General features: G+C 72.2%; 15 protein-coding genes. 2 read left to right on the forward strand and 13 right to left on the reverse strand.

Annotation, left to right across the window (positions count from 1 at the left end; translation table 11 throughout):
• Positions 1-86: 86 nt before the first annotated feature.
• The 10 genes from ACN28C_RS20485 to ACN28C_RS20530 form a co-directional block, all read right to left on the reverse strand.
• Positions 87-1607, reverse strand: a complete 1521-nt coding sequence (locus ACN28C_RS20485; protein ID WP_422769150.1) for an alpha-N-arabinofuranosidase — start codon at positions 1605-1607, stop codon at positions 87-89.
• Between the two features lie 100 nt (positions 1608-1707).
• A complete protein-coding gene (locus tag ACN28C_RS20490) occupies positions 1708-2619 on the reverse strand; it encodes a carbohydrate ABC transporter permease (RefSeq protein WP_422769151.1) in 912 nt (303 codons plus the stop codon).
• A 4-nt stretch (positions 2620-2623) separates the two neighbouring features.
• Complete coding sequence (locus tag ACN28C_RS20495; protein WP_422769152.1) at positions 2624-3571, reverse strand: carbohydrate ABC transporter permease; 948 nt, start codon at positions 3569-3571, stop codon at positions 2624-2626.
• A gap of 26 nt (positions 3572-3597) precedes the next feature.
• Positions 3598-5070: an extracellular solute-binding protein gene (locus tag ACN28C_RS20500; protein ID WP_422769153.1), complete on the reverse strand. Its 1473-nt coding sequence runs from the start codon at positions 5068-5070 to the stop codon at positions 3598-3600.
• A gap of 163 nt (positions 5071-5233) precedes the next feature.
• Positions 5234-7036, reverse strand: a complete 1803-nt coding sequence (locus ACN28C_RS20505; RefSeq protein WP_422769154.1) for an ABC transporter ATP-binding protein — start codon at positions 7034-7036, stop codon at positions 5234-5236.
• Positions 7033-7269, reverse strand: a complete 237-nt coding sequence (locus tag ACN28C_RS20510; protein ID WP_422769155.1) for a hypothetical protein — start codon at positions 7267-7269, stop codon at positions 7033-7035. The genes ACN28C_RS20505 and ACN28C_RS20510 overlap by 4 nt, the downstream gene beginning before the upstream one ends.
• Positions 7266-8960: an ABC transporter ATP-binding protein gene (locus tag ACN28C_RS20515; protein ID WP_422769156.1), complete on the reverse strand. Its 1695-nt coding sequence runs from the start codon at positions 8958-8960 to the stop codon at positions 7266-7268. Before ACN28C_RS20515 ends, ACN28C_RS20510 begins: the two co-directional genes overlap by 4 nt.
• A gap of 92 nt (positions 8961-9052) precedes the next feature.
• On the reverse strand, positions 9053-10510 hold the full coding sequence (locus ACN28C_RS20520) for a M28 family peptidase (protein ID WP_422769157.1): 1458 nt from the start codon (positions 10508-10510) through the stop codon (positions 9053-9055).
• 153 nt (positions 10511-10663) lie between these two features.
• On the reverse strand, positions 10664-10984 hold the full coding sequence (locus ACN28C_RS20525; protein WP_422769158.1) for a hypothetical protein: 321 nt from the start codon (positions 10982-10984) through the stop codon (positions 10664-10666).
• Positions 10985-11078: 94 nt separating this feature from the next.
• On the reverse strand, positions 11079-12062 hold the full coding sequence (locus tag ACN28C_RS20530; RefSeq protein WP_422769159.1) for an LLM class flavin-dependent oxidoreductase: 984 nt from the start codon (positions 12060-12062) through the stop codon (positions 11079-11081).
• A 194-nt stretch (positions 12063-12256) separates the two neighbouring features.
• Between ACN28C_RS20530 and ACN28C_RS20535 the strand changes: the two genes are divergently transcribed.
• A complete protein-coding gene (locus ACN28C_RS20535) occupies positions 12257-13300 on the forward strand; it encodes a LacI family DNA-binding transcriptional regulator (RefSeq protein ID WP_422769160.1) in 1044 nt (347 codons plus the stop codon).
• Between the two features lie 62 nt (positions 13301-13362).
• Here ACN28C_RS20535 and ACN28C_RS20540 read toward each other — a convergent pair whose 3' ends face one another.
• On the reverse strand, positions 13363-14736 hold the full coding sequence (locus tag ACN28C_RS20540; RefSeq protein WP_422769161.1) for an endo-1,4-beta-xylanase: 1374 nt from the start codon (positions 14734-14736) through the stop codon (positions 13363-13365).
• Between the two features lie 318 nt (positions 14737-15054).
• The gene (locus ACN28C_RS20545; RefSeq protein WP_422769162.1) at positions 15055-16230 is read right to left on the reverse strand and encodes a low temperature requirement protein A; all 1176 of its coding nucleotides are present in this window, start codon (positions 16228-16230) and stop codon (positions 15055-15057) included.
• A gap of 233 nt (positions 16231-16463) precedes the next feature.
• Between ACN28C_RS20545 and ACN28C_RS20550 the strand changes: the two genes are divergently transcribed.
• Positions 16464-16631, forward strand: a complete 168-nt coding sequence (locus ACN28C_RS20550; protein ID WP_318393919.1) for a hypothetical protein — start codon at positions 16464-16466, stop codon at positions 16629-16631.
• A 126-nt stretch (positions 16632-16757) separates the two neighbouring features.
• Here the strand turns inward: ACN28C_RS20550 and ACN28C_RS20555 are convergent, their stop codons facing one another.
• Complete coding sequence (locus ACN28C_RS20555) at positions 16758-17879, reverse strand: acetate kinase (protein WP_422769163.1); 1122 nt, start codon at positions 17877-17879, stop codon at positions 16758-16760.
• Positions 17880-17881: the final 2 nt, after the last annotated feature.

Here is a 17881-nt window from a genome sequence, read left to right on the forward strand (position 1 = left end):
CGACTTGTTGTCGTTCCAGGCGCAAAAAGTCGTCAAGATCTACCGGAAACACGTCCCGGGCGGTGCGAGGGGCGGAGGGCTTCCGGTTATCCGGTCGTCAGCCGGATCATGTTCCAGGAGAGGGGCGGCAGGACCAGGCTGGCCCGTCCGCCGTCGACCGTGACGCCGCCGAGCCGGCTCGGGGTCACCCGCTCGGGTGCCTCGGCGGTGTTCGTCGCCTCCGGATCGGCGTCGTCGTGCAGCACGACGTGCTCACCGGTGACCTCGCCGCCGACCAGGTCGCCGCAGGCCCGCAGGTCGACGTCGAGGGCGAGCGGTTCCCGCTGGTCCCGGTTGACCGCGAAGAGGGTGACCGCGCCGGACTCGTCGTGCCGGACGGCGGTCGCGGTGAGCTTCGGCACCTCGCCGTGCCGGGCGGTCTCCTGGACCGGGCCGGTCGGCTCGACCCGCAGCACCGTGCCGCGACCGTGCCGGGAGGTCAGCGCGAACGGGTGGTATGTCGGCTGCACCCAGGCCGGCCCGCCCGGCTCGCTGCGGATCGGGGCGATCACGTTGACGAGCTGCGCCAGACAGCCGACCTTGACCCGGTCGGCGTGCCGGAGCAGCGAGATCAGCAGATCGCCGACGACCACCGCGTCGACCACCGAGTAGGTGTCCTCGATCAACCGGGGCGCCTCGGCCCAGTCGAGTCGCTCCTGCCCGACGAACCGGCTCTGGTACCAGACGTTCCACTCGTCCACCGAGAGGTTGATCCGCTTGCGGTGCTTGCCGGCCGCCCGGACGTGGTCGCAGGTCGCCACGACCGACTCGATGAACCGGTCCAGGTCGACCGCGCTGGCCAGGAAGCTGTCCCGGTCGCCGTCGTGCTCCTGGTAGTAGCTGTGCAGCGAGACGTAGTCGACCAGGTCGTAGGTCTCCGCCAGCATCGTCGCCTCCCAGGTGCCGAAGGTCGGCATCCCGCTGCCCGAGCTGCCGCAGGCGACGAGTTCGATCGACGGGTCCACCTGGCGCATCGCCTGCGCGGTCTGCGCGGCGAGCCGGCCGTACTCCCGGGCGGTCGTGAAGCCGGTCTGCCACGGACCGTCCATCTCGTTGCCGAGGCACCAGAGCTTGATCCCGTACGGGTCGGGGCTGCCGTGCTTGCGACGCAGGTCGGACCAGTACGTCCCGGACGGGTGGTTGGTGTATTCCAGCAGGCTGCGCGCGGCGTCCACGCCCCGGGTGCCGAGGTTGACCGCCATCATCGGTTCGCTGCCGACCCGGCGGCACCAGCCGACGAACTCGTCGACGCCCACCTCGTTGCTCTCGATCGACCGCCAGGCCAGGTCGAGCCGGCGCGGCCGTTCCGTGCGCGGCCCGATCCCGTCCTCCCAGTTGTAGCCGGAGACGAAGTTACCGCCGGGATAGCGCAGCACGGGTACGCCGAGCTGGCGGACCAGTTCCGCCACGTCCCGACGGAACCCGTGCTCGTCGGCGCTCGGATGTCCCGGTTCGTATATCCCGGTGTAGACGCAGCGCCCGAGGTGCTCCACGAACGAGCCGTAGAGCCTCGGGTCGACCTCGCCGATCCGGAACGCGGGATCGATGGTCAGCGCGGCGTGGTGCACGAAACCTCCAACGGTAGATATCTGGTGCGGTGTCAGCCCTTGAGTCCGGTCAGCCCTTGAGACCGGTCAGCCCTTGAGACCGGTCAGCCCTTGAGACCGGTCAGCCCTTGAGTCCGGTGCCGGCGATGCCCTCCACGATCCGTCGCTGGAAGAGCAGGAAGACCAGGACCAGTGGCAGCGCGCCGAGGATCGCCGAGGCCATCGTGTCGGCGTAACGGATACCGTAGGTGCCCTGGATCGCGGCGAGCCCGACCGGGATGGTCATCAGCTCCGGATCGGTGACGGCGAGCAGCGGCCAGAGCAGGTTGTTCCAGCACCAGACGAAGCTGAAGATCGCCACCGCCGAGACCGCCGGCCGGGAGAGCGGCATCACCACCTGACGGTACGTCCGGAAGAAGCCCGCGCCGTCCATCCGGGCGGCCTCGTCGAGGTCCCGGGGGATCCCGTCGAAGAACTGTTTGAAGACGAAGACGGCGATCGCGGTCGGGATCTGCGGCAGGAACACCGCCCACCAGGTGTTCAGCAGGTGCAGGCTGTCGAACTCCCGGAACTGCGGCACCATCAGTACCTGGTTCGGGATCATGATGCCGCAGAGGATGAACCAGAAGACCAGCCAGCGCCAGCGGAACCGCAGCCGGGAGAGGGCGTACGCGGCCATGCTCGCGGTGAGCACCGTGCCGACCGTGGCCAGCGTCGAGGTGACGAAGCTGGCGACGTACCAGTTGAGGATGTCGCTCTGCGCCAGCACCGTCCGGTAGGAGGCGAGCGTCGGGTTCCCGATCAGCCAGGTCGGGTCGGTGGTCTCCGCGTTCGGCTTGAGCGAGGTGTCCAGCGCCCAGGCCAGCGGCACCAGCCAGAGCAGCGAGAAGGCGATCAGGACTCCGACGCAGCAGCGGTTGAAGAGCCGTACCCGGCGGTCCACCGAGGCGGCCAGCGCACGGCTCCCGGTCCCGGCGCGGCGGCGGTCCCGGTCGGTGCGGTCGGTGCTGTCGGTCGATTCGCGGAGGGCCATCGCCTCACACCTCCTTTTCCTGGCGTCGGGTCATGACCAGCCACACCGTGGAGACGGCGAGCACCAGCACGAAGAAGAGCGTGGACGCCGCCGAGGCGTAGCCGACCCGGTAGTTGGTGAAGCCGACGTCGTAGACGTACTGGAGTGCCGAACGGGTGCTGAAGTTCGGGCCGCCGCTGGTCATGATGTACATCTGGTCGAAGACCTTCAGCGAGGCGATGATCTGGAGCACCACCACCAGCGTGGTCGTGCGGCCCAGCAGCGGCAGGGTGATCCGGCGGATCTGCTGCCATGGGCCGGCGCCGTCGATGGCGGAGGCGTCGTAGAGGTCCCGGGGGATGTCCTGGAGCCCGGCGAGGTAGAGCACGAAGTTGAAGCCGAGCGTCCACCAGACCGTCGTGAGCGCCAGCGAGACCATCGCCCACCTCGGATCGCCGAGCCAGTTGGGGGCGGTGAGCCCGATCGTCTCGAAAGTCCGGCTGAGCAGGCCGAGTTCCGGGGTGTAGATCCACATCCAGATCAGCGCCACCACCGCCGAGGGAAGCACGTACGGCAGGAAGAAGGCCAGCCGGAAGAACCAGCGGCCCCGGCGGACCCGCTCGGCCAGCAGCGCGAAGAGCAGCGCCAGCACCACCAGCGGCGGGGTGGTCAGGATGGTGAACCATACGGTGTGCCAGAGCGCCCACCAGAAGTCGGAACTGCCCAACGCCTCGGCGTAGTTGTCGACTCCGGCGAAGGTGCCGAGTCCGGGGCGGACCAGGCTGGTCTGGAAGAAGCTCATCACCAGCCCGTACAGCGCGGGTCCGATGATGAAGAGCAGGTAGAGCGCGAGGAACGGCGCCAGGAAGAGCAGCGCGGGACGGCCGTGCCGCGCCCGGCGGTCGGCGCCGCCGGACGGTGGCGGCGTGGATTCGGTACGGATCTGGTCGGGGGCCCCGGTGGTGGTGGCCACTGCCAACCTCCTCTGCTGAGGTCGGGTCAGACCGGCGACGGGGTCTGGGCGAGGACTGTCAACTGCGACCGGATCTGCGCGATCGCGTCCGGGACGGTGAGTTCGCCGCCCTCCACGGCACCGACGGCGGAGCCGATCACGGTCTCGAAGGTGGAGCCGGAGCCGGAGTACCAGGCCGGTGGGTCGTAGACCGCGGTGTCCGCCGCGGCGGCGTAGGTCGACTGCGGGTGCAGCTGCCGGTACGCCTCGCTGGTCGCGAAGGGCAGCCAGGTCGGGACGTGCCCACCCTCCGCCCAGGTGAGACTCTGGTCGAGCACCGAGCGGACGAAGCGCAGCGACCGGTCCAGCCGGGCCCGGCTCCGGTCGGGGTGGACCGGCAGGACCAGGGTGTGCGAGTCGGCCTGCACGGCGTGCGGCCCGCCGAAGACGTTCGGCACCAGCGTCATCCCGAAGGACATCCCGGCGGTCTGGAAGGTGGTGATCTCCCACTCGCCGTTGAGGTGGAAACCGGCCTGTCCGGTGGCGAACATCGCGATCGCACCCGGATAGTCGGCGCCGCCCGGCATGAGCCGCTGCTCGACGGTGAGGGCCCGGAGGTAGTCGAGCACCCGCGCGGCCCTGGCGTCGTCGAGCACGACCCGGGTGCCGTTGTCGGCGAGGATCTCGCCCTCCAGTTGCGAGTAGAAGGTCTGGAAGAGCCGCCACGGCGAGGCCGGGTCGGCGTTGATGCCGTGCGTGGCGCCGTACTGGCCGGTCACCTGCTTGGCCCGGGTGAGTGCGTCGACGAACGCCGCCTCGCCGACGATGGGTTTGAGCTGGCCGTCGGAGTCGAGCAGGCCGGCCTGCCCGCAGATGTCGGTGTTGTAGAAAAGGACGAAGGGGTGGGTGTCCAGCGGGACGGCGTACGCCCGGCCGTCGACCAGCCCCGCCTGCCAGGCCCGCTGGTTGAAGTTCTCCGGCGCCATGCCGTGCCGGGCCAGGTCCTCGGGGTGTAGTTCCTGGAGCAGGCCGGCGTCGACCAGGGTCTTCATCCGGGTGAGGTGGGAGATCGCGACGTCCGGCGGCTGCTCGCCGACGGTGGCGAGCGAGAGCTTGGTGTAGTAGGGGTCGCCCCAGGCCAGGATGATGGCGTTGAGCGGGGTGTCCGGGTTGGCCCGGCGGAAGGCGTCCTGGATCTGCTGCATCCGGACGCCGTCACCGCCGCCGAAGAGGTTCCAGTAGTCGATGGCGCCGGGGGCCGACTCCGTGTTCAGCAGGCCGGCGCCGAGCGGGGTGGCGCAGCCGGGCAGGGTCACGGCGCCGGCGCCGGCGAGCGCGCCGAGCAGCACGCCGCGGCGGCTCAGCGTCGGGCCGCTCAGCGTCGGGCCGCTCAGCGCCGGGCGGCTCAGCGCCGGGCGGCTCAGCGTCGGGCCGGGAGGCCGGCCGGCGGCTTCGTGCCCGGGAGGCCGGCTGCCCGGTGGCGGCCCGGGAAGCCGGGGGACGGGTGGCGGACCGTTCATTGTTCCCTCCTGAGCGGGAGAGCTGATGAACCGTTTCAATTATCGATGCCAGCGCTCCGGTGTCGGTGGTGCGACGCCGCGCGGCAGCGCCGGTGGTCGCTACCGGAGCTGCCCGATGTTAGCGATCACACACAGCAGATTGTTGCCGGTGATCCGTGAGCCGTCAATCGATGCGGCCGGATGGCGGCGGGAGCTGGGTCCCCGTCCAGGCCGACCAGAGCGCCGCATACCGGCCTCCGGCGGCGACGAGCTGGTCGTGCGTACCGACCTCCGACACCCGTCCGCCGTCCAGCAGGATGATCCGGTCCGCGGTGGCCGCCTGGGTCAGCCGGTGCGCCACCACCAGCCCGGTACGCCCGTCCAGCGCCCGGCCGGCCGCCGTCTCCAGGGAGCGCGCACCCGCACTGCCGGCCTCGGCGGTCGCCTCGTCCAGGATCGCCACCGGCGGCGCGGCGAGGACCAGCCGGGCCAGGGCGAGCTGCTGGGCCTGCGCCGCCGTCAGCCGGTGCCCGCCGTCGCCCACCACCGTGCCGAGGTCGTCGGGAAGCGCCCGTACCCAGCCCGACGCGCCCACCGTGTCGAGCGCGGCCCGCAGCTCCTCGTCGGTGGCGTCCGGCCGGGCCAGCCGCAGATCCTCGGCGAGCGGCCCGGCGAAGACGTGCACCTCCTGGCTGACCAGGGCCACGGTCCCGCCGGCGACCGCCGCACCGAGCTCCTCGATCGGTACGCCGCCGAGCCGGATGCTGCCGCCGCTCGGCCGGTGGATGCCGGCGATCAACCGGGCCAGCGTGGTCTTGCCGGCGCCGCTCGCCCCGACCAGCGCCACCCGCTCGTTCGGCGCGACGCTGAAACTCACCTCGTGCAGCACGTCGTGCCCGGGCGTGTACGCGTACCGCAGGTCCTTCGCCTCGACGGCACCGTCCACCGGCACGGGCCGGCCCGCCGGCCGCCGCTGCGCCGGCAACCCGGTGACGCCGACCAGCCGGACCAGGCTGGCCGCCGCCGACTGCGCGTCGTCGACCAGGCTGAGTGCGGCGTTGAGCGGACCGAAGAGGTTGTGGAAGTAGAGGGCGGCGGCGGAGGCCGTACCGACCGAGACCGCGTCCGCGCGGACCAGCAGGAACCCGGTCACCAACACGGCGGTCAACCCGATGAACTCGGCGACGTTGAGCCGGCCGAAGAACCGGGTCATCAGCCGGATGCCGCGCAGCGTGAGGTCGACCGCGGCGACGGAACTGCCGGAGACCCGGGCCAGGTGCGGTTCGGTGAGCCGGAAGGCGCGCACGGTCCGGGCACCGCCGATCGTCTCCAGCAGTCGCTGCTGCTGGGCGCCGTGCGCCACCCGCTGCCTGGCGTAGAGCGGTTGGGCCCGGCGGGCGTACCAGCGGGCGGTGTGCACCTGGACCGGCACCGCGAGCAGGGCGGCGAGCAGGAACCGCCAGTCGAGCACGGCGAGCCCGACCAGGGTCAGCACGATGGTCAGGCCGGAGCGGGCGAGCTGCGGTAGCGCGGTCCGGACCGCCTCGGCGATCATCGTGACGTCGCCGGTCACCCGCGAGGTCAAATCACCGGAACCGGCCCGCTCGACCTGCTCCAGTGGCAGCTCCAGCACCCGGTCGACGAAGCGTTCCCGCAGGTCGGCGAGCATCCCCTCGCCGAGCCTCGCGACCTGTGACAAGCCGAGCGCCAGCGAGACCCCCTGCACGACCGCGACGAGTCCGAGCAGGAGCGTCGGGACGGTGACCGCGTCCGGCGGGCGGCCGTCGACGACCAGGTCGACGATGCGCCCGAGCAGCGGGGCGGTGAGCAGCCCGACCGCCGTCGAGCCGACGAGCAGCCCGAGGGCGCGGACCGCCAGCCACCGTCGCGGCCGCAGCAGCTCGGCCAGGGTGGCCCGGACCTGCGCCCCGGTCGCGTTCGGCAGCAGCTCCCGATCGGGCCGGTCGGCCCCGGTGGGCTCGCTCATCGGGAACCTCCTCGCATCGCGCCGTCGCCCCTCCCGGTGTCCGTCCCGCCGTGCCGCCGCTCGGTGTCGATTCCGGCGTGCCGCCGCTCGGTGTCGATTCCGGCGTGCCGCCGCTCGGTGTCGATTCCGGCGTGCCGCCGCTCGGTGTCGATTCCGGCGTGCCGCCGCTCGGTGTCGATTCCGGCGTGCCGCCGCCCGATGTCCTTTCCGGCGTGCCGCCGCCCGGCGGTCACCGGAGCACCGACGCCCGGTAGCCGGCGTCGCGCCGGACCAGCTCCGGATGGACGCCCTCGGCCCGGACCACGCCCTCGTCGAGCAGCAGCACCCGGTCGGTGACCGCGAGCAGCGCGGGGCTGGTGGTCACCAGCAGCGTCGTCCGGCCCTGCCGTAGCTCCCGGAGCCCGGCCGCGATCCGCGCCTCGGTGGCCGCGTCGACGGCGGTGGTCGGGTCGTGCAGGACCAGCACCGCCGCGTCGGCGGCGAGCGCCCGGGCCAGCGCCACCCGCTGGCGCTGGCCGCCGGAGAGCGACTGCCCGCGTTCGGTCAGCAGCGTGTCGAGCCCCTGCGGCAGGGCCCGGGCCACCTCGTGCACGTCGGCGGCGGCGAGCGCCGGGCGCAGCTCAGCCTCGGCGGTGGCCGCCGCGCCGACATTCTCCCGCAGGGTGCCCTCGAACAGGTCGGCGTCGTGCGGCGCGACCAGGATCGCGGCCCGCAGCCCGGCGGGGTCCAGGGCATCGAGCCGCACGCCGTCCAGTTCGACGGTGCCGGTCTCCGGATCGGCGTCGCGGGCCAGGCAGCGCAGCAGGTCGTCGGCGGTGGCCGGATCGGTCGTCACGATCCCGACCAGCTCACCCGGTGCGACGTGCAGGCTCACCCCGCGCAGCGTGCCGTGCCGGACATCCTGCACGTCGACACGGCCCCGCACCGGGGCGGCGGGGGCGCCGGTGCCCTGCGGCGTGGCCGGCGGCGCGCCGAGCACCGAGGCGATCCGGGCGGCGGAGGCGCGGCCCTGGGCGATCTCGGCGTTGACCCAGCCGAAGATGGAGAGCGGCCCGAGCAGGAAGAGTGCCAGGCCGACCGCCGCGACAAGTTGCCCGACGCTGAGGTCGCCCTGCGCCGCAAGGCGACCGCCGAGCAGGCCGACGCCGGCCACGAAGAGTCCGGTGACGATGACCAGGGTGCCGTCGTACCAGGCCTGGGCCCGGGCGGCCCGGACCGTGGCGGCCAGCGACTCCCGGCTGGTCCGCCGGTAGCGCTCGGCCGCCGCCGGTGAGGCGCCGAGACCCTTGAGGACGCGCAGGCCGGCGACGAGGTCCGCGGCCACCCCCGAGGCGTACGCGGCCCGCTCCTGCTCGGCGTGGCTGCGCCGCTCCAGTGGTCGGCCGAGCAGGTGGGCCAGCCAGAGCAGCAGCGGCGCGCCGACGAGCACCAGCAGCCCGAGCGGCACCGAGACCACGAGCAGGGCGACGCCGCCGACGAGCAGCCCGGTGAACGCCCCGATCCCGGTGGCGATGGCACGGTTCACCGCGCCGACCCGGTCGGCGTCGCCGGTGGCGGTGGCGACCAGGTCCCCGGGAAGGCGGCCCTGCTCCGCCCCGCCCCGATGGTCCAGGATCCGGCGCGTCAGCGAGAGCCGGAGGTGGTGCGCCGCCTGCTCGACCGCGCGTTCGCCGGTCCGGGCGCTGAGCCGGAAGCTGCTCGACAGCACCGCGAAGACCACGGCCAGTACGCCGATCCAGCCGATCAGGTCGGTCAGGCCGCCCCGGCCGACGGCCCGGTCGATGACCACCCCGATCACCACCGGTACGAGCGCCTCGCCGGCCTGGTGGCTGGCGCTGAGGCCCGCGCTGACCAGCACGTGCCGGAGCTGGCCGGTGATCGCACCGCTCAGCACCGTGCGTGCCGTGGGACTGCCGGTCCGCACGCTCTGGCTCCTCCGCTAGAAACTGGAGGTTAGGCTAGCCTAAACCGTTGTCGGATGGCGATCCCGTCCCGTACGGGCCGGCGCGTGCCCGGTCAGGGACGCCGGGCGGTGGCGTACGCGGCGGAGCCGATCAACTCCAGCGACACCTGGAGCCGGGAAAGGCTGATGTTCTTCTCGATGGTGTCCTCCGGGCTGTGGTACGGCGGCTCCAGCAACGCCGGCGACTCCTCGCCCCGCCAGGAGAAGTTGGCGCTGGCGATGCCGACCTCCTGGAACGACTGGTGGTCGCTGGCGCCCCGCTGGGTCACCGGCGAGATCCGGGGCTGGTAACCGAGCCGGATCGCGGCGGCGGTCACCTCGTCGGTGGCCCGGTTGGCGAGCCCGTCGAAGGAGAGCAGCCAGTAGCGGGTTGCCGGATCCCAGCTCGTCGCCACCATGTCGTTCTGGTAGACGGCAACGATGCGGTCCCGCTCGGCCTGCGGAAGTTGGGCGACGTAGTGCCGGGAGCCGATCAACCCCTGTTCCTCCGAGCCCCAGAGTGCGAACCGCAGTGTCGCGTCGGCCGGCAGGCTGCGCAGCACCCGGGCCAGCTCCAGGCAGAGGACGGTGCCGGAGCCGTCGTCGTTGGCGCCCGGCGCGCCGATCACCGTGTCGTAGTGCGCACTCACCATGACCACCGGACCGTGCGGCCCGCCTCGCCGGGGTGTGCGTTCGGCGAGCACGTTGTGCGAGGTGAGCCCCTGGTGCGCCGAGGTGGCGACGGTCAGGGTCAGCGGGCGGTGCCCGAGCAGCTGCCGCAGCCGGTGCTTCTGCGCCTGGGCGACGCCGACCACCGGAATCGGCACCGGGGAGCCGGCCGAGCCGGGCAGGGTCGGGGAGAAGGCCTGCGCCCGGCGGGGTTCCGCGAGGTCGGCCGGCAGGAGGACCACCGCCGCCGCCCCCCGGGCCACCGCGGTGGCGACCAACTGCTCGCGCTGCGCCGCGACGTAGTCGACGAGGACGATCCTGCCGGCCACGTCCTCCGGATAGTTTTCCGGCGCCCCGGCACCGACATCCACCACCCGGCCGGTGACCCTGGTGTCGTGGGCGGCGTGCGGCGACGCCCCGACCTGCCAGTTCAGGTCGTCGGGCAGGCCGGGGCGGGAGCTGAGCCGGCCGAGGAACTTGTCGGCCACGGGAAATGGTTGCAGGCTCGTGCGGTAGCCGAGGTCGTCCAACTCGTCCGCGAGGTAGCTCGCGGCGGCCCGCTCCGAGGCGGTGCCGCCGATGCGGGGGCCGATCCGCCCGGAGAGATACCGCAGGTGCTCCAGCGCCCGGCGGGCGGAGACCCGGCCGGCGACCAGCCGGTCGTGCGGGGTGAGGCTCGGCGGGCGGACGGCACCGGGGCGCTCGTCGCCGACTGCCCAGGCAGGTGCGGCGGTGGCCAGGACGGCCACGCCGCCGAGGCCGAGCGCCAGCGCCCGGCGGCGGCTCACCGGCGGCCTCGCCGCACCTCCGGTGGTCTCGGCACAGTCTCCGGTGGTCTCCGTGGTGTTATCGACGCTGGGCATGTCGGGGCGGCTCTGCAACGGGTCCTCCTGGTCGGGGCGCGGGCAGTCGGGCTTGCGAGCGGCGGTCCGGCACGGCGCGGCGATTGCGGTGCGGCTGCGTCAGCGTGCGATGCGTCAGGGGTGCAGTGAATGTAGCCCGGCGCGGAACCGAACTCAAGATCGTCTCTCTCCGAGGTCCACGTAGGACGTCATGAGCTCTGCTGGGGCGCCGGCATCGAGGAGCAGGTCGACGGCGGTGATCGCGAACCAGTTGTCGGCGACGGCGTGCATGGCCGCGGCCTCGGCGAGCACGTCGGGGTCGGCGCCCAGGTCGGCGAGCTGGGCGAGGGCGGTGGCCCGGTCGAGACCCTCGCGATAGCCGCCGGCGTAGTCCGTCGCGATGCGGTGTGCCCGGTCAAGCACGAGTCGGCGGTCGGTGGGCTGGTGGGCGGCGAGGCGGGCTCGCCCGCCGGTGGCGTCTCGGCTGTCGTACACCTCGATATTCTATCGTACACATGTTCGAACGCGTGTCCCGGGCGAGGCGTGTCGAGCGCGCATCCACGGTGTCCTGTCGGTGTGGATCCGCAGGTCAGTCCCGTTGACGCAGCCGGTCGACCAGGCCGGCGAAGCGTTCGAGGGCGGCGCCGCCGTCCGATGCGGCCACCTGGAGGGCGAACACGTCCGGGCGGAGCCGGTCGAGCAGCGCCTCGCAGAAGCCGAGGAGTTCCCGGGGGTCGCCTACCCGGCGATAGCGGGCCAGGATGCGATCCCGGCCGAGCCGGTCGGCCCGCTGCCGCAGCCGGGTCGGGCTCGACGCGACCAGCCGGCCGGGCGTGCGCAGGCCACGCCACGGGCGCAGCGCCCGCATCGCCTCGTCGTCGCTGTCGGCGAGCACGACGAAACCGGTCAGCACGACCCTCGGTGCCGGGCGTCCCGCCGCCGCGGCCGCCGCCCGCGCCACGTCGACCACCTCCCGGCCGGTCCGCTCGGGATCCTTGACCGAGCTGACCACCCCGTCGGCGAGGCGGCCGGCGGTCGCCGCCGCGCGGGGACCGGCCGCCGCCAGGTGCACCGGCACCCTGCTGGACGGTGGGCTGTGCAGCCGGATGGGCGAGACGGGATAGAACGTTCCCGCTGGCCGCCGCACCGTCTCCCCGGCCAGCAGCGGCCGGAGCAGCCCCAGCGCCTCGGTCATCCGGGCCAACCGCTCGGCGTACGGGGGAAACGGGCCCAGCGGTGCCTCGTTGATCCCCTCCCCGGTGCCGACCCCGAGCTCGAACCGGCCGCCGGAGAGCCGGTCGAGCGTGGCGGCGGCCTGTGCGACGAGCACCGGATGCTGGCGGAACAGCGGGCAGGCCACCGCGGAGACCAGCGTGGCGGCGCGGGTCGCCGAGGCGATCGCGCCCAGCGTGGCCCAGCTGTGCCCGGCCGCACCGGCGTCGTCCACCCAGGGCTGCAGGTGGTCGGAGACGAGGATCGCGTCGAAGCCGGCCTCCTCGGCGCGGCGGGCCTGGGTCACCAGCAGTTCCGGCTGCCACTCCTCCAGGCCGAGAAACCAACCGAACCGGGTCACCGGGACTCCTCTCGAACCGGTCGCAGGATGGTCCGGACGGCCGGGGCCGAAAGCGAGGCGGAAACCATATCATCATCGATGTGTAACAAGTCGGTGAGCGGCGCCTCGGCGCGGCACACCGGCGCGGGCCCGGGGTGGCTTCGGCCGCCGCCTACCCTGGAGCCACTATTGATCAACGCACGTGGGAGCACATGATGAGATCCCAGCGCCGCGTCCCCGGAAGACCCACGCTGAGCGAGGTCGCGGCGCGGGCAGGCGTCGGGCGGGGCACGGCCTCGCGGGTGGTCAACAACTCGTCCCAGGTCAGCCCGACCGTCCGGGCCGCGGTCTGGGCGGCCGTCCGGGAGTTGGGATACGTCCCGAACCGCGCCGCCCGGGCCCTGGTGACCCAGCGGACCGACTCGGTCGCGCTGGTCATCTCCGAGTCCGGCGAGCGGGCGTTCGGCGAGCCGTTCTTCGCCGGCATCGCCCGTGGGGTCAGTGCCGGCCTGGCCGACACCCCGCTGCAACTGTGGCTCTCCTGGATCCAGTCACCCGGTGGGCGGGAGAAGATGGAGCACCAGCTCACCGACCAGCACGTCGACGGGGTGATGCTGATCTCCCTGCACGACGCGGACCCGCTGCCGGGGCTGCTGAAGGAGCGGGGACTGCCGACCGTGCTCGGCGGACGCCCCGCGCGGATGCTCGTTTCCGACTCCCAGCCGGAGTACTTCGTCGACGTGGACAACACGGGCGGGGCCCGGCAGGCGACCGAATACCTGATCGGGATCGGCCGGCGGGCGGTCGCCACGGTCGCCGGGCCGCAGGACATGGGTGCTGGCGTCACCCGGCTGGCCGGCTACCACGACGCGCTCGCGACACACGGCCGGCCCGTTCGGGAGGAGCTGATCGAGTACGGCGACTTCAGCGCCACCAGCGGCCTGGAGGCGATGCGCCGGCTGCTGGCGCGCCGCGCCGACCTGGACGGCGTCTTCGCCGCCTCGGACCTGATGGCCCTCGGGGCGATGCAGGCGCTGCACGAGGCCGGCCGGCGCATCCCGGAGGACGTGGCGGTGGTCGGCTACGAGGATTCCTCCCTGGCGTTGCACGCCAACCCGCCGCTGACCTCCGTGCACCAGCCGGTGATCACGATGGGCCGGGAGATGGCCCGGCTGCTCGTCGCGCAGATCCGAGGCGAGGAGATCCCGTCACCCGCCATCTTCCTGGACACCCACCTGGTCCGCCGGAGGTCGGCCTGACCCTTGCAAGGAAGGGCCCCCGCTTATCGTTTTTTGTTGTAGCGGGGGCCCTTCCTTGCACTTCAGCCGGCGGTGCAGGATCTGATCTGCGGTCGGGCGCCGGAGTTGCCGTTCATCATCGTGGTGAAGCCGAAGGTGTTGCCGCTGCCGTTGGAACGCATCGTGAGCACGGTGTTGTTGCTGCTCAGGCTGGCACTGCCGCTCCAGGTGGTGCTGATCGACTGCGGTGAGGTGACGGCGACGACCACGGTCCAACCGCTGGCGCCACTGACCGTCACCGAGGTGTTGTACCGGTCGCCCCAGACCGTTCCTGGCGATGTCGACGCCGTGCATCCGCCGCCGGGCGGTGGCGTGGTGGGGTTGCCGGGCGGGGGAGTGGTGGGGTTGCCGGGAGTGTTGCCGTTGTTCAGCGCGGTGAGCACGGCGTCGTACGCCGGCTTCTTCTGGCCGCTGCCGTTGAAGAGCAACGGGCTCTCCCCGGAGCGCCAGGAGTCGGAGTCGCGGATGCCCCAGACGGTGATGCCCCTGCAACGGGCGACGGCGAGGCAGTCGTTGACGACGTTACGGTACGCATCGGACGGCGCGTTGCGAATGTCCAACTCGGTGATGTGCACGTCGACGCCGAGGGCGGCGAAGCTGCTCAGCGTGGTGCGGTAGTTGCCGGGGTAGTTGGAACCGCCGGTGAAGTGCGACTGGAGGCCGACGCAGTCGATCGGCACGCCGCGTTGCTTGAAGTCCTGGACCATCCGGTAGACCGCCTGGGTCTTGGCGGCGGTCCAGTTGTCGATGTTGTAGTCGTTGTAGCAGAGCTGCGCGTTAGGGTCGGCGGCGTCGGCGGCCCGGAAGGCGGCCTCGATCCAGTCGTCGCCGGTGCGTTGCAGGTTCGAGTCGCGGCGGGCGCCGCTGCTGCCGTCGGCGTACGCCTCGTTGACAACGTCCCACCAGGCGACCTGGCCGCGGAAGTGGGTGGCGACCTGGGTGACGTGGTTGAGCATCGCCTGCCGCAGCGTGCTGCCGGAGAGGCTCTGCATCCAGCCGGGCTGCTGGGAGTGCCAGGCCAGGGTGTGGCCCCGGACCTGCATGCCCCGGCTGCGGGCGTGCTGCACGATCCGGTCCGCGTTGGTGTAGGTGAACTGGCCACGCTGCGGCTCGGTCGCGTCGATCTTCATCTCGTTCTCGGGCGTCACCTGGTTGAACTCGCGGTTCAGGATCGTGGTGTACGCGCTGTCGTTGAGCCTGCTCGCCGCCACGGCGGTGCCGAAGTAGCGGCCCCGCTCGGCGGCCGATGCGCCCAGCGTGCTCGCCGCGCTGGCCGTGTTGGGCAGCACGACGGCCCCGGCCGCCGCGAGCATGCCGACCGCGCCCACGACCAGGGCGAACCGCGTCCGGGCGCGCGGATTCGGGCCTCTGGCGCCGTCGGTGCAAGTTCTGACCATCTTCGCCCCTCTGGTGAAAGGCCGGACGGGCATGGTGGTGGCCGTCCGGGTGTCACGGTGTGCGGACCGGTCGAGATGGCACGGATGCCACGCGGGCGTGCAGCGACGAGCGCGGTGACCAATCGACCATGGTGGATGTCGAGTGTGACACCGTCGGTCGTTGAGGGTCAACAGGCGTGCGACGGCCGTCCAGGGCCGCCACCATATTCAAGGAGGTCAGCCTCCACGTTCAAGGAGGTGGACCTTGAGGTCGACCTTGAGGTCGACCTGGAGATGTGTGTGCAGCGGAGTGCTGCCTCGTCGACCGATCCGGACGGGTCACTCGGAGCCGTGCCTGGACCTGGCGGCGAGCACCGTGCTCCGGACCGCCGCCACCGCCACCACCAGGGTTGCGAGGGCGGAGAGTGGCAGTGGACTCAGTGCCAGGCCCAGTGGAGCGAGTGCGACCAGCACGACGACGGCGCCGAGGTAGATGCGGGAGCGGACACCGAGGACGGCTTGTTCGAACAACAGGAACCCGATCAGGAAGAGCACCGGACCGCCCAGCACGCTACCGACCACCGCCGGACCGCTCGTGCCGGTCGGGTGGTGCAGCGTGAGATCGTCCCCGACCGCCGTGACGATGATCCCGGCGACCATCGGGATGTGGAGGTAGGTGTACGCCGACCGGCCGAGCCGCCCCGGCTCCTCGGCCTCGGTGATCACGGCTCGGGCGACGTCGGCGCTGCGGTCGAAGTAGATCCACCAGAGTGCCACGCTGCCCAGAAAGGCGATGGTGACCGCGCCGAGGGTGGCCGGATCGTTGCGCAGTTCGCCGAAGTCCATGCCGCTGACCAGTATGGACTCGCCTAGTGCGATGATCACGAAGAGTCGGGCCCGCTCGGCGAGGTGTGCACCGCTGATCGACCACTCCGCCGGGGTGGACCGACCCCACCTCGGCACCCAGAAGCCGTAGGCCGCCGCGGTGCTGTCGATCGCGACCGCCACCGCCCAGAGGCTCAGTCGGAGGGAGCCGTGGGCGAAGCCGCCGGCCAGCCAGAGCGGGGCGGCGACCGTCCGCCAGACCAGCAGGCGTTGGAAGTTGCGGTGCAGCGCGGAGCGCCGGGCGAGGGCGGCGGCGACGAAGAGCGAGCGGCCGACCCCCAGTGCCACGTACGTCCCGGCGAACCAGAGCCCTCGTTCGCCGTACGCGTGGGGTAGTGCCGAGGACATCACCAGACTGATTCCCATCAGGGCGACCAGCAGTACCCGGACCCGGGGCTGGTCGGGATCGAACCAGTTGGTGATCCAGGCGGTGTCCACCCAGGCCCACCAGACGGCGAGCAGGATCAGCGCGGCCCTGGCCACGCCGACCGGGTGCAACCCGTGGAGCAGCAGCTCGGTCACCTGGGTCACGGCCAGCACGTAGACCACGTCGAAGAAGAGCTCGATGGTGGTGACCCGCTCGTTGTCCGGTCCGCGCAGGACGTCCGGCCGGCCGCCGTCGCCGGTCAACCTATCTCCACCCGGATCGCCCCATCCGTTCGATTCGCTGCTACAGGACTAGAACGGATAATATAGGTACGATTCGGGCTTAACACCCGTCGGGTCGCGGCGCCGGAGGCAGTTTGCGGGCCGGTCGGGACGGGGATGCGAGCACCCGATCGCCGGAAGGCGTGCCAGATCTCGTGACACCGACGACCACCGAGGTCGTACGAGACCGGGGGATCGCCCCCAGCGGAGGAGAGATGCCGGTACTTGCCAAGAAGGTCCTGACCTGGCTGTTCGTGGGCTTCCTGATCTTCTTCGTCGCGTTTCGGCCGGACGGTGCCGCCGAACTGGTGGAAACGATCGGAGCCGTGCTGATGGCGATCGCCCAGGGGATCGGCGACTTCCTGACCCGCCTGATGGCCTGACCACCCGCTCGCCGACCGGCCTCCACCGCCCGCGGTGCCTGGTCCGGTGACCGCCGATCTCCTCCTGCTGTCGCGGGCGTCCTTCCGCCGGCCGCGAGATCACGGGTGCTGAGCCCTTCCGACAAGTCAGCGGAGCGCGGCCAGGGTCTCGGCAGCCACCTCCAGGTCCTCCCGGGGCTCGACGACCAGCACCGGTACGCCCGCGCCGGGCGGTGAGACCACCGAGTCGGCCGGTACGTTGCCGCCCTCCGGCGGCGTGACGCCGAGCAACCGGAGCCCGGCACAGACGTCGTGGCGGACCTCGGGCTGGTCCCAGCCGATCTCGCCGGTGAAGACCAGCGCGTCCAGCCGGTCCAGGCTGGTCGCGGCGGCGGCCAGCTCCCGGCGTACCCGATGGGCGTAGACGGTGAGCGCCAGCGCGGCGGTGGGGTCGTCCGGCGCGGCCGCGACCAGGTCGCGGGTGTCGTCGGAGAGGCCGCCGGAGAGGCCGAGCAGCCCGGCCCGGTGGTTGAGGCCGTCGGCCAACTCGGCGAGGCTGAGCCGATCGTCCTCGAGCAACCAGAGCAGCATCCCGGGATCGACCGCCCCGGAGCGCTTCGACATCGGGATACCGTCCAGCGGGGTGAAGCCCATCGAGGTGTCGACGCTGCGCCCGTCCCGCACGGCACAGACCGAGGCACCGCCGCCGAGGTGGGCCAGCAGGAGGTGCAGCCCGTCCGCCGGCCGATCGAGCAGGTTGGCGGCGCGCCGCAGCGCGTACGCGTAGGAGAGGCCGTGGAAGCCGTAGCGGCGCAGCCCCCACTGCCGGCGCCACCGCGCGGGCAGCGGATAGGTGGCGGCGGCCGCCGGCAGGTGCGCGTGGAAGGCGGTGTCCGGGCAGAGTACCTGCGGCACCTCCAGCTCGGCCCGGATCTGGTCCAGCAGGTGCAGGGCGGGTGGCAGGTGCAGCGGGGCGAGTGTGGTCAGCCGGTCGAGCGAGCGGCGGAGGGCCTCGTCCAGCACGGTCGGGGTGCGTACCAGGTCACCGCCGTGCACCAGCCGGTGGCCGACCGCGTCCGGCGGGTCGTGCGCGGCGACGAAGTCGCGTACCGCCCGGTCCGCGGCGGCCGACCCGGGCGGCTCGGACCGGCGCAGTGAGTCGGTGACCTCGCCCTCCCGGACGTAGTCGAGCCGCAGGCTGGACGAGCCGGCGTTGACGGTCAATACGATTGGCGGGTCCGCTTCGGGTCCGCTCGTCCGGGTCGGCATCG

The sequence above is a fragment of the Plantactinospora sp. WMMC1484 genome, from assembly GCF_049315195.1.
Taxonomy (GTDB): Bacteria; Actinomycetota; Actinomycetes; order Mycobacteriales; family Micromonosporaceae; genus Plantactinospora.

Bases quoted from the DNA above. Each gene is read 5' to 3' on its own strand.
- ACN28C_RS20490 (WP_422769151.1), bottom strand. From the start codon at position 2,619: ATGGCCCTCCGCGAATCGACCGACAGCACCGACCGCACCGACCGGGAC.
- ACN28C_RS20500 (WP_422769153.1), bottom strand. From the start codon at position 5,070: ATGAACGGTCCGCCACCCGTCCCCCGGCTTCCCGGGCCGCCACCGGGC.
- ACN28C_RS20505 (WP_422769154.1), bottom strand. From the start codon at position 7,036: ATGAGCGAGCCCACCGGGGCCGACCGGCCCGATCGGGAGCTGCTGCCG.
- ACN28C_RS20520 (WP_422769157.1), bottom strand. From the start codon at position 10,510: ATGCCCAGCGTCGATAACACCACGGAGACCACCGGAGACTGTGCCGAG.
- ACN28C_RS20535 (WP_422769160.1), top strand. From the start codon at position 12,257: ATGAGATCCCAGCGCCGCGTCCCCGGAAGACCCACGCTGAGCGAGGTC.
- ACN28C_RS20540 (WP_422769161.1), bottom strand. From the start codon at position 14,736: ATGGTCAGAACTTGCACCGACGGCGCCAGAGGCCCGAATCCGCGCGCC.
- ACN28C_RS20550 (WP_318393919.1), top strand. From the start codon at position 16,464: ATGCCGGTACTTGCCAAGAAGGTCCTGACCTGGCTGTTCGTGGGCTTC.
- ACN28C_RS20555 (WP_422769163.1), bottom strand. From the start codon at position 17,879: ATGCCGACCCGGACGAGCGGACCCGAAGCGGACCCGCCAATCGTATTG.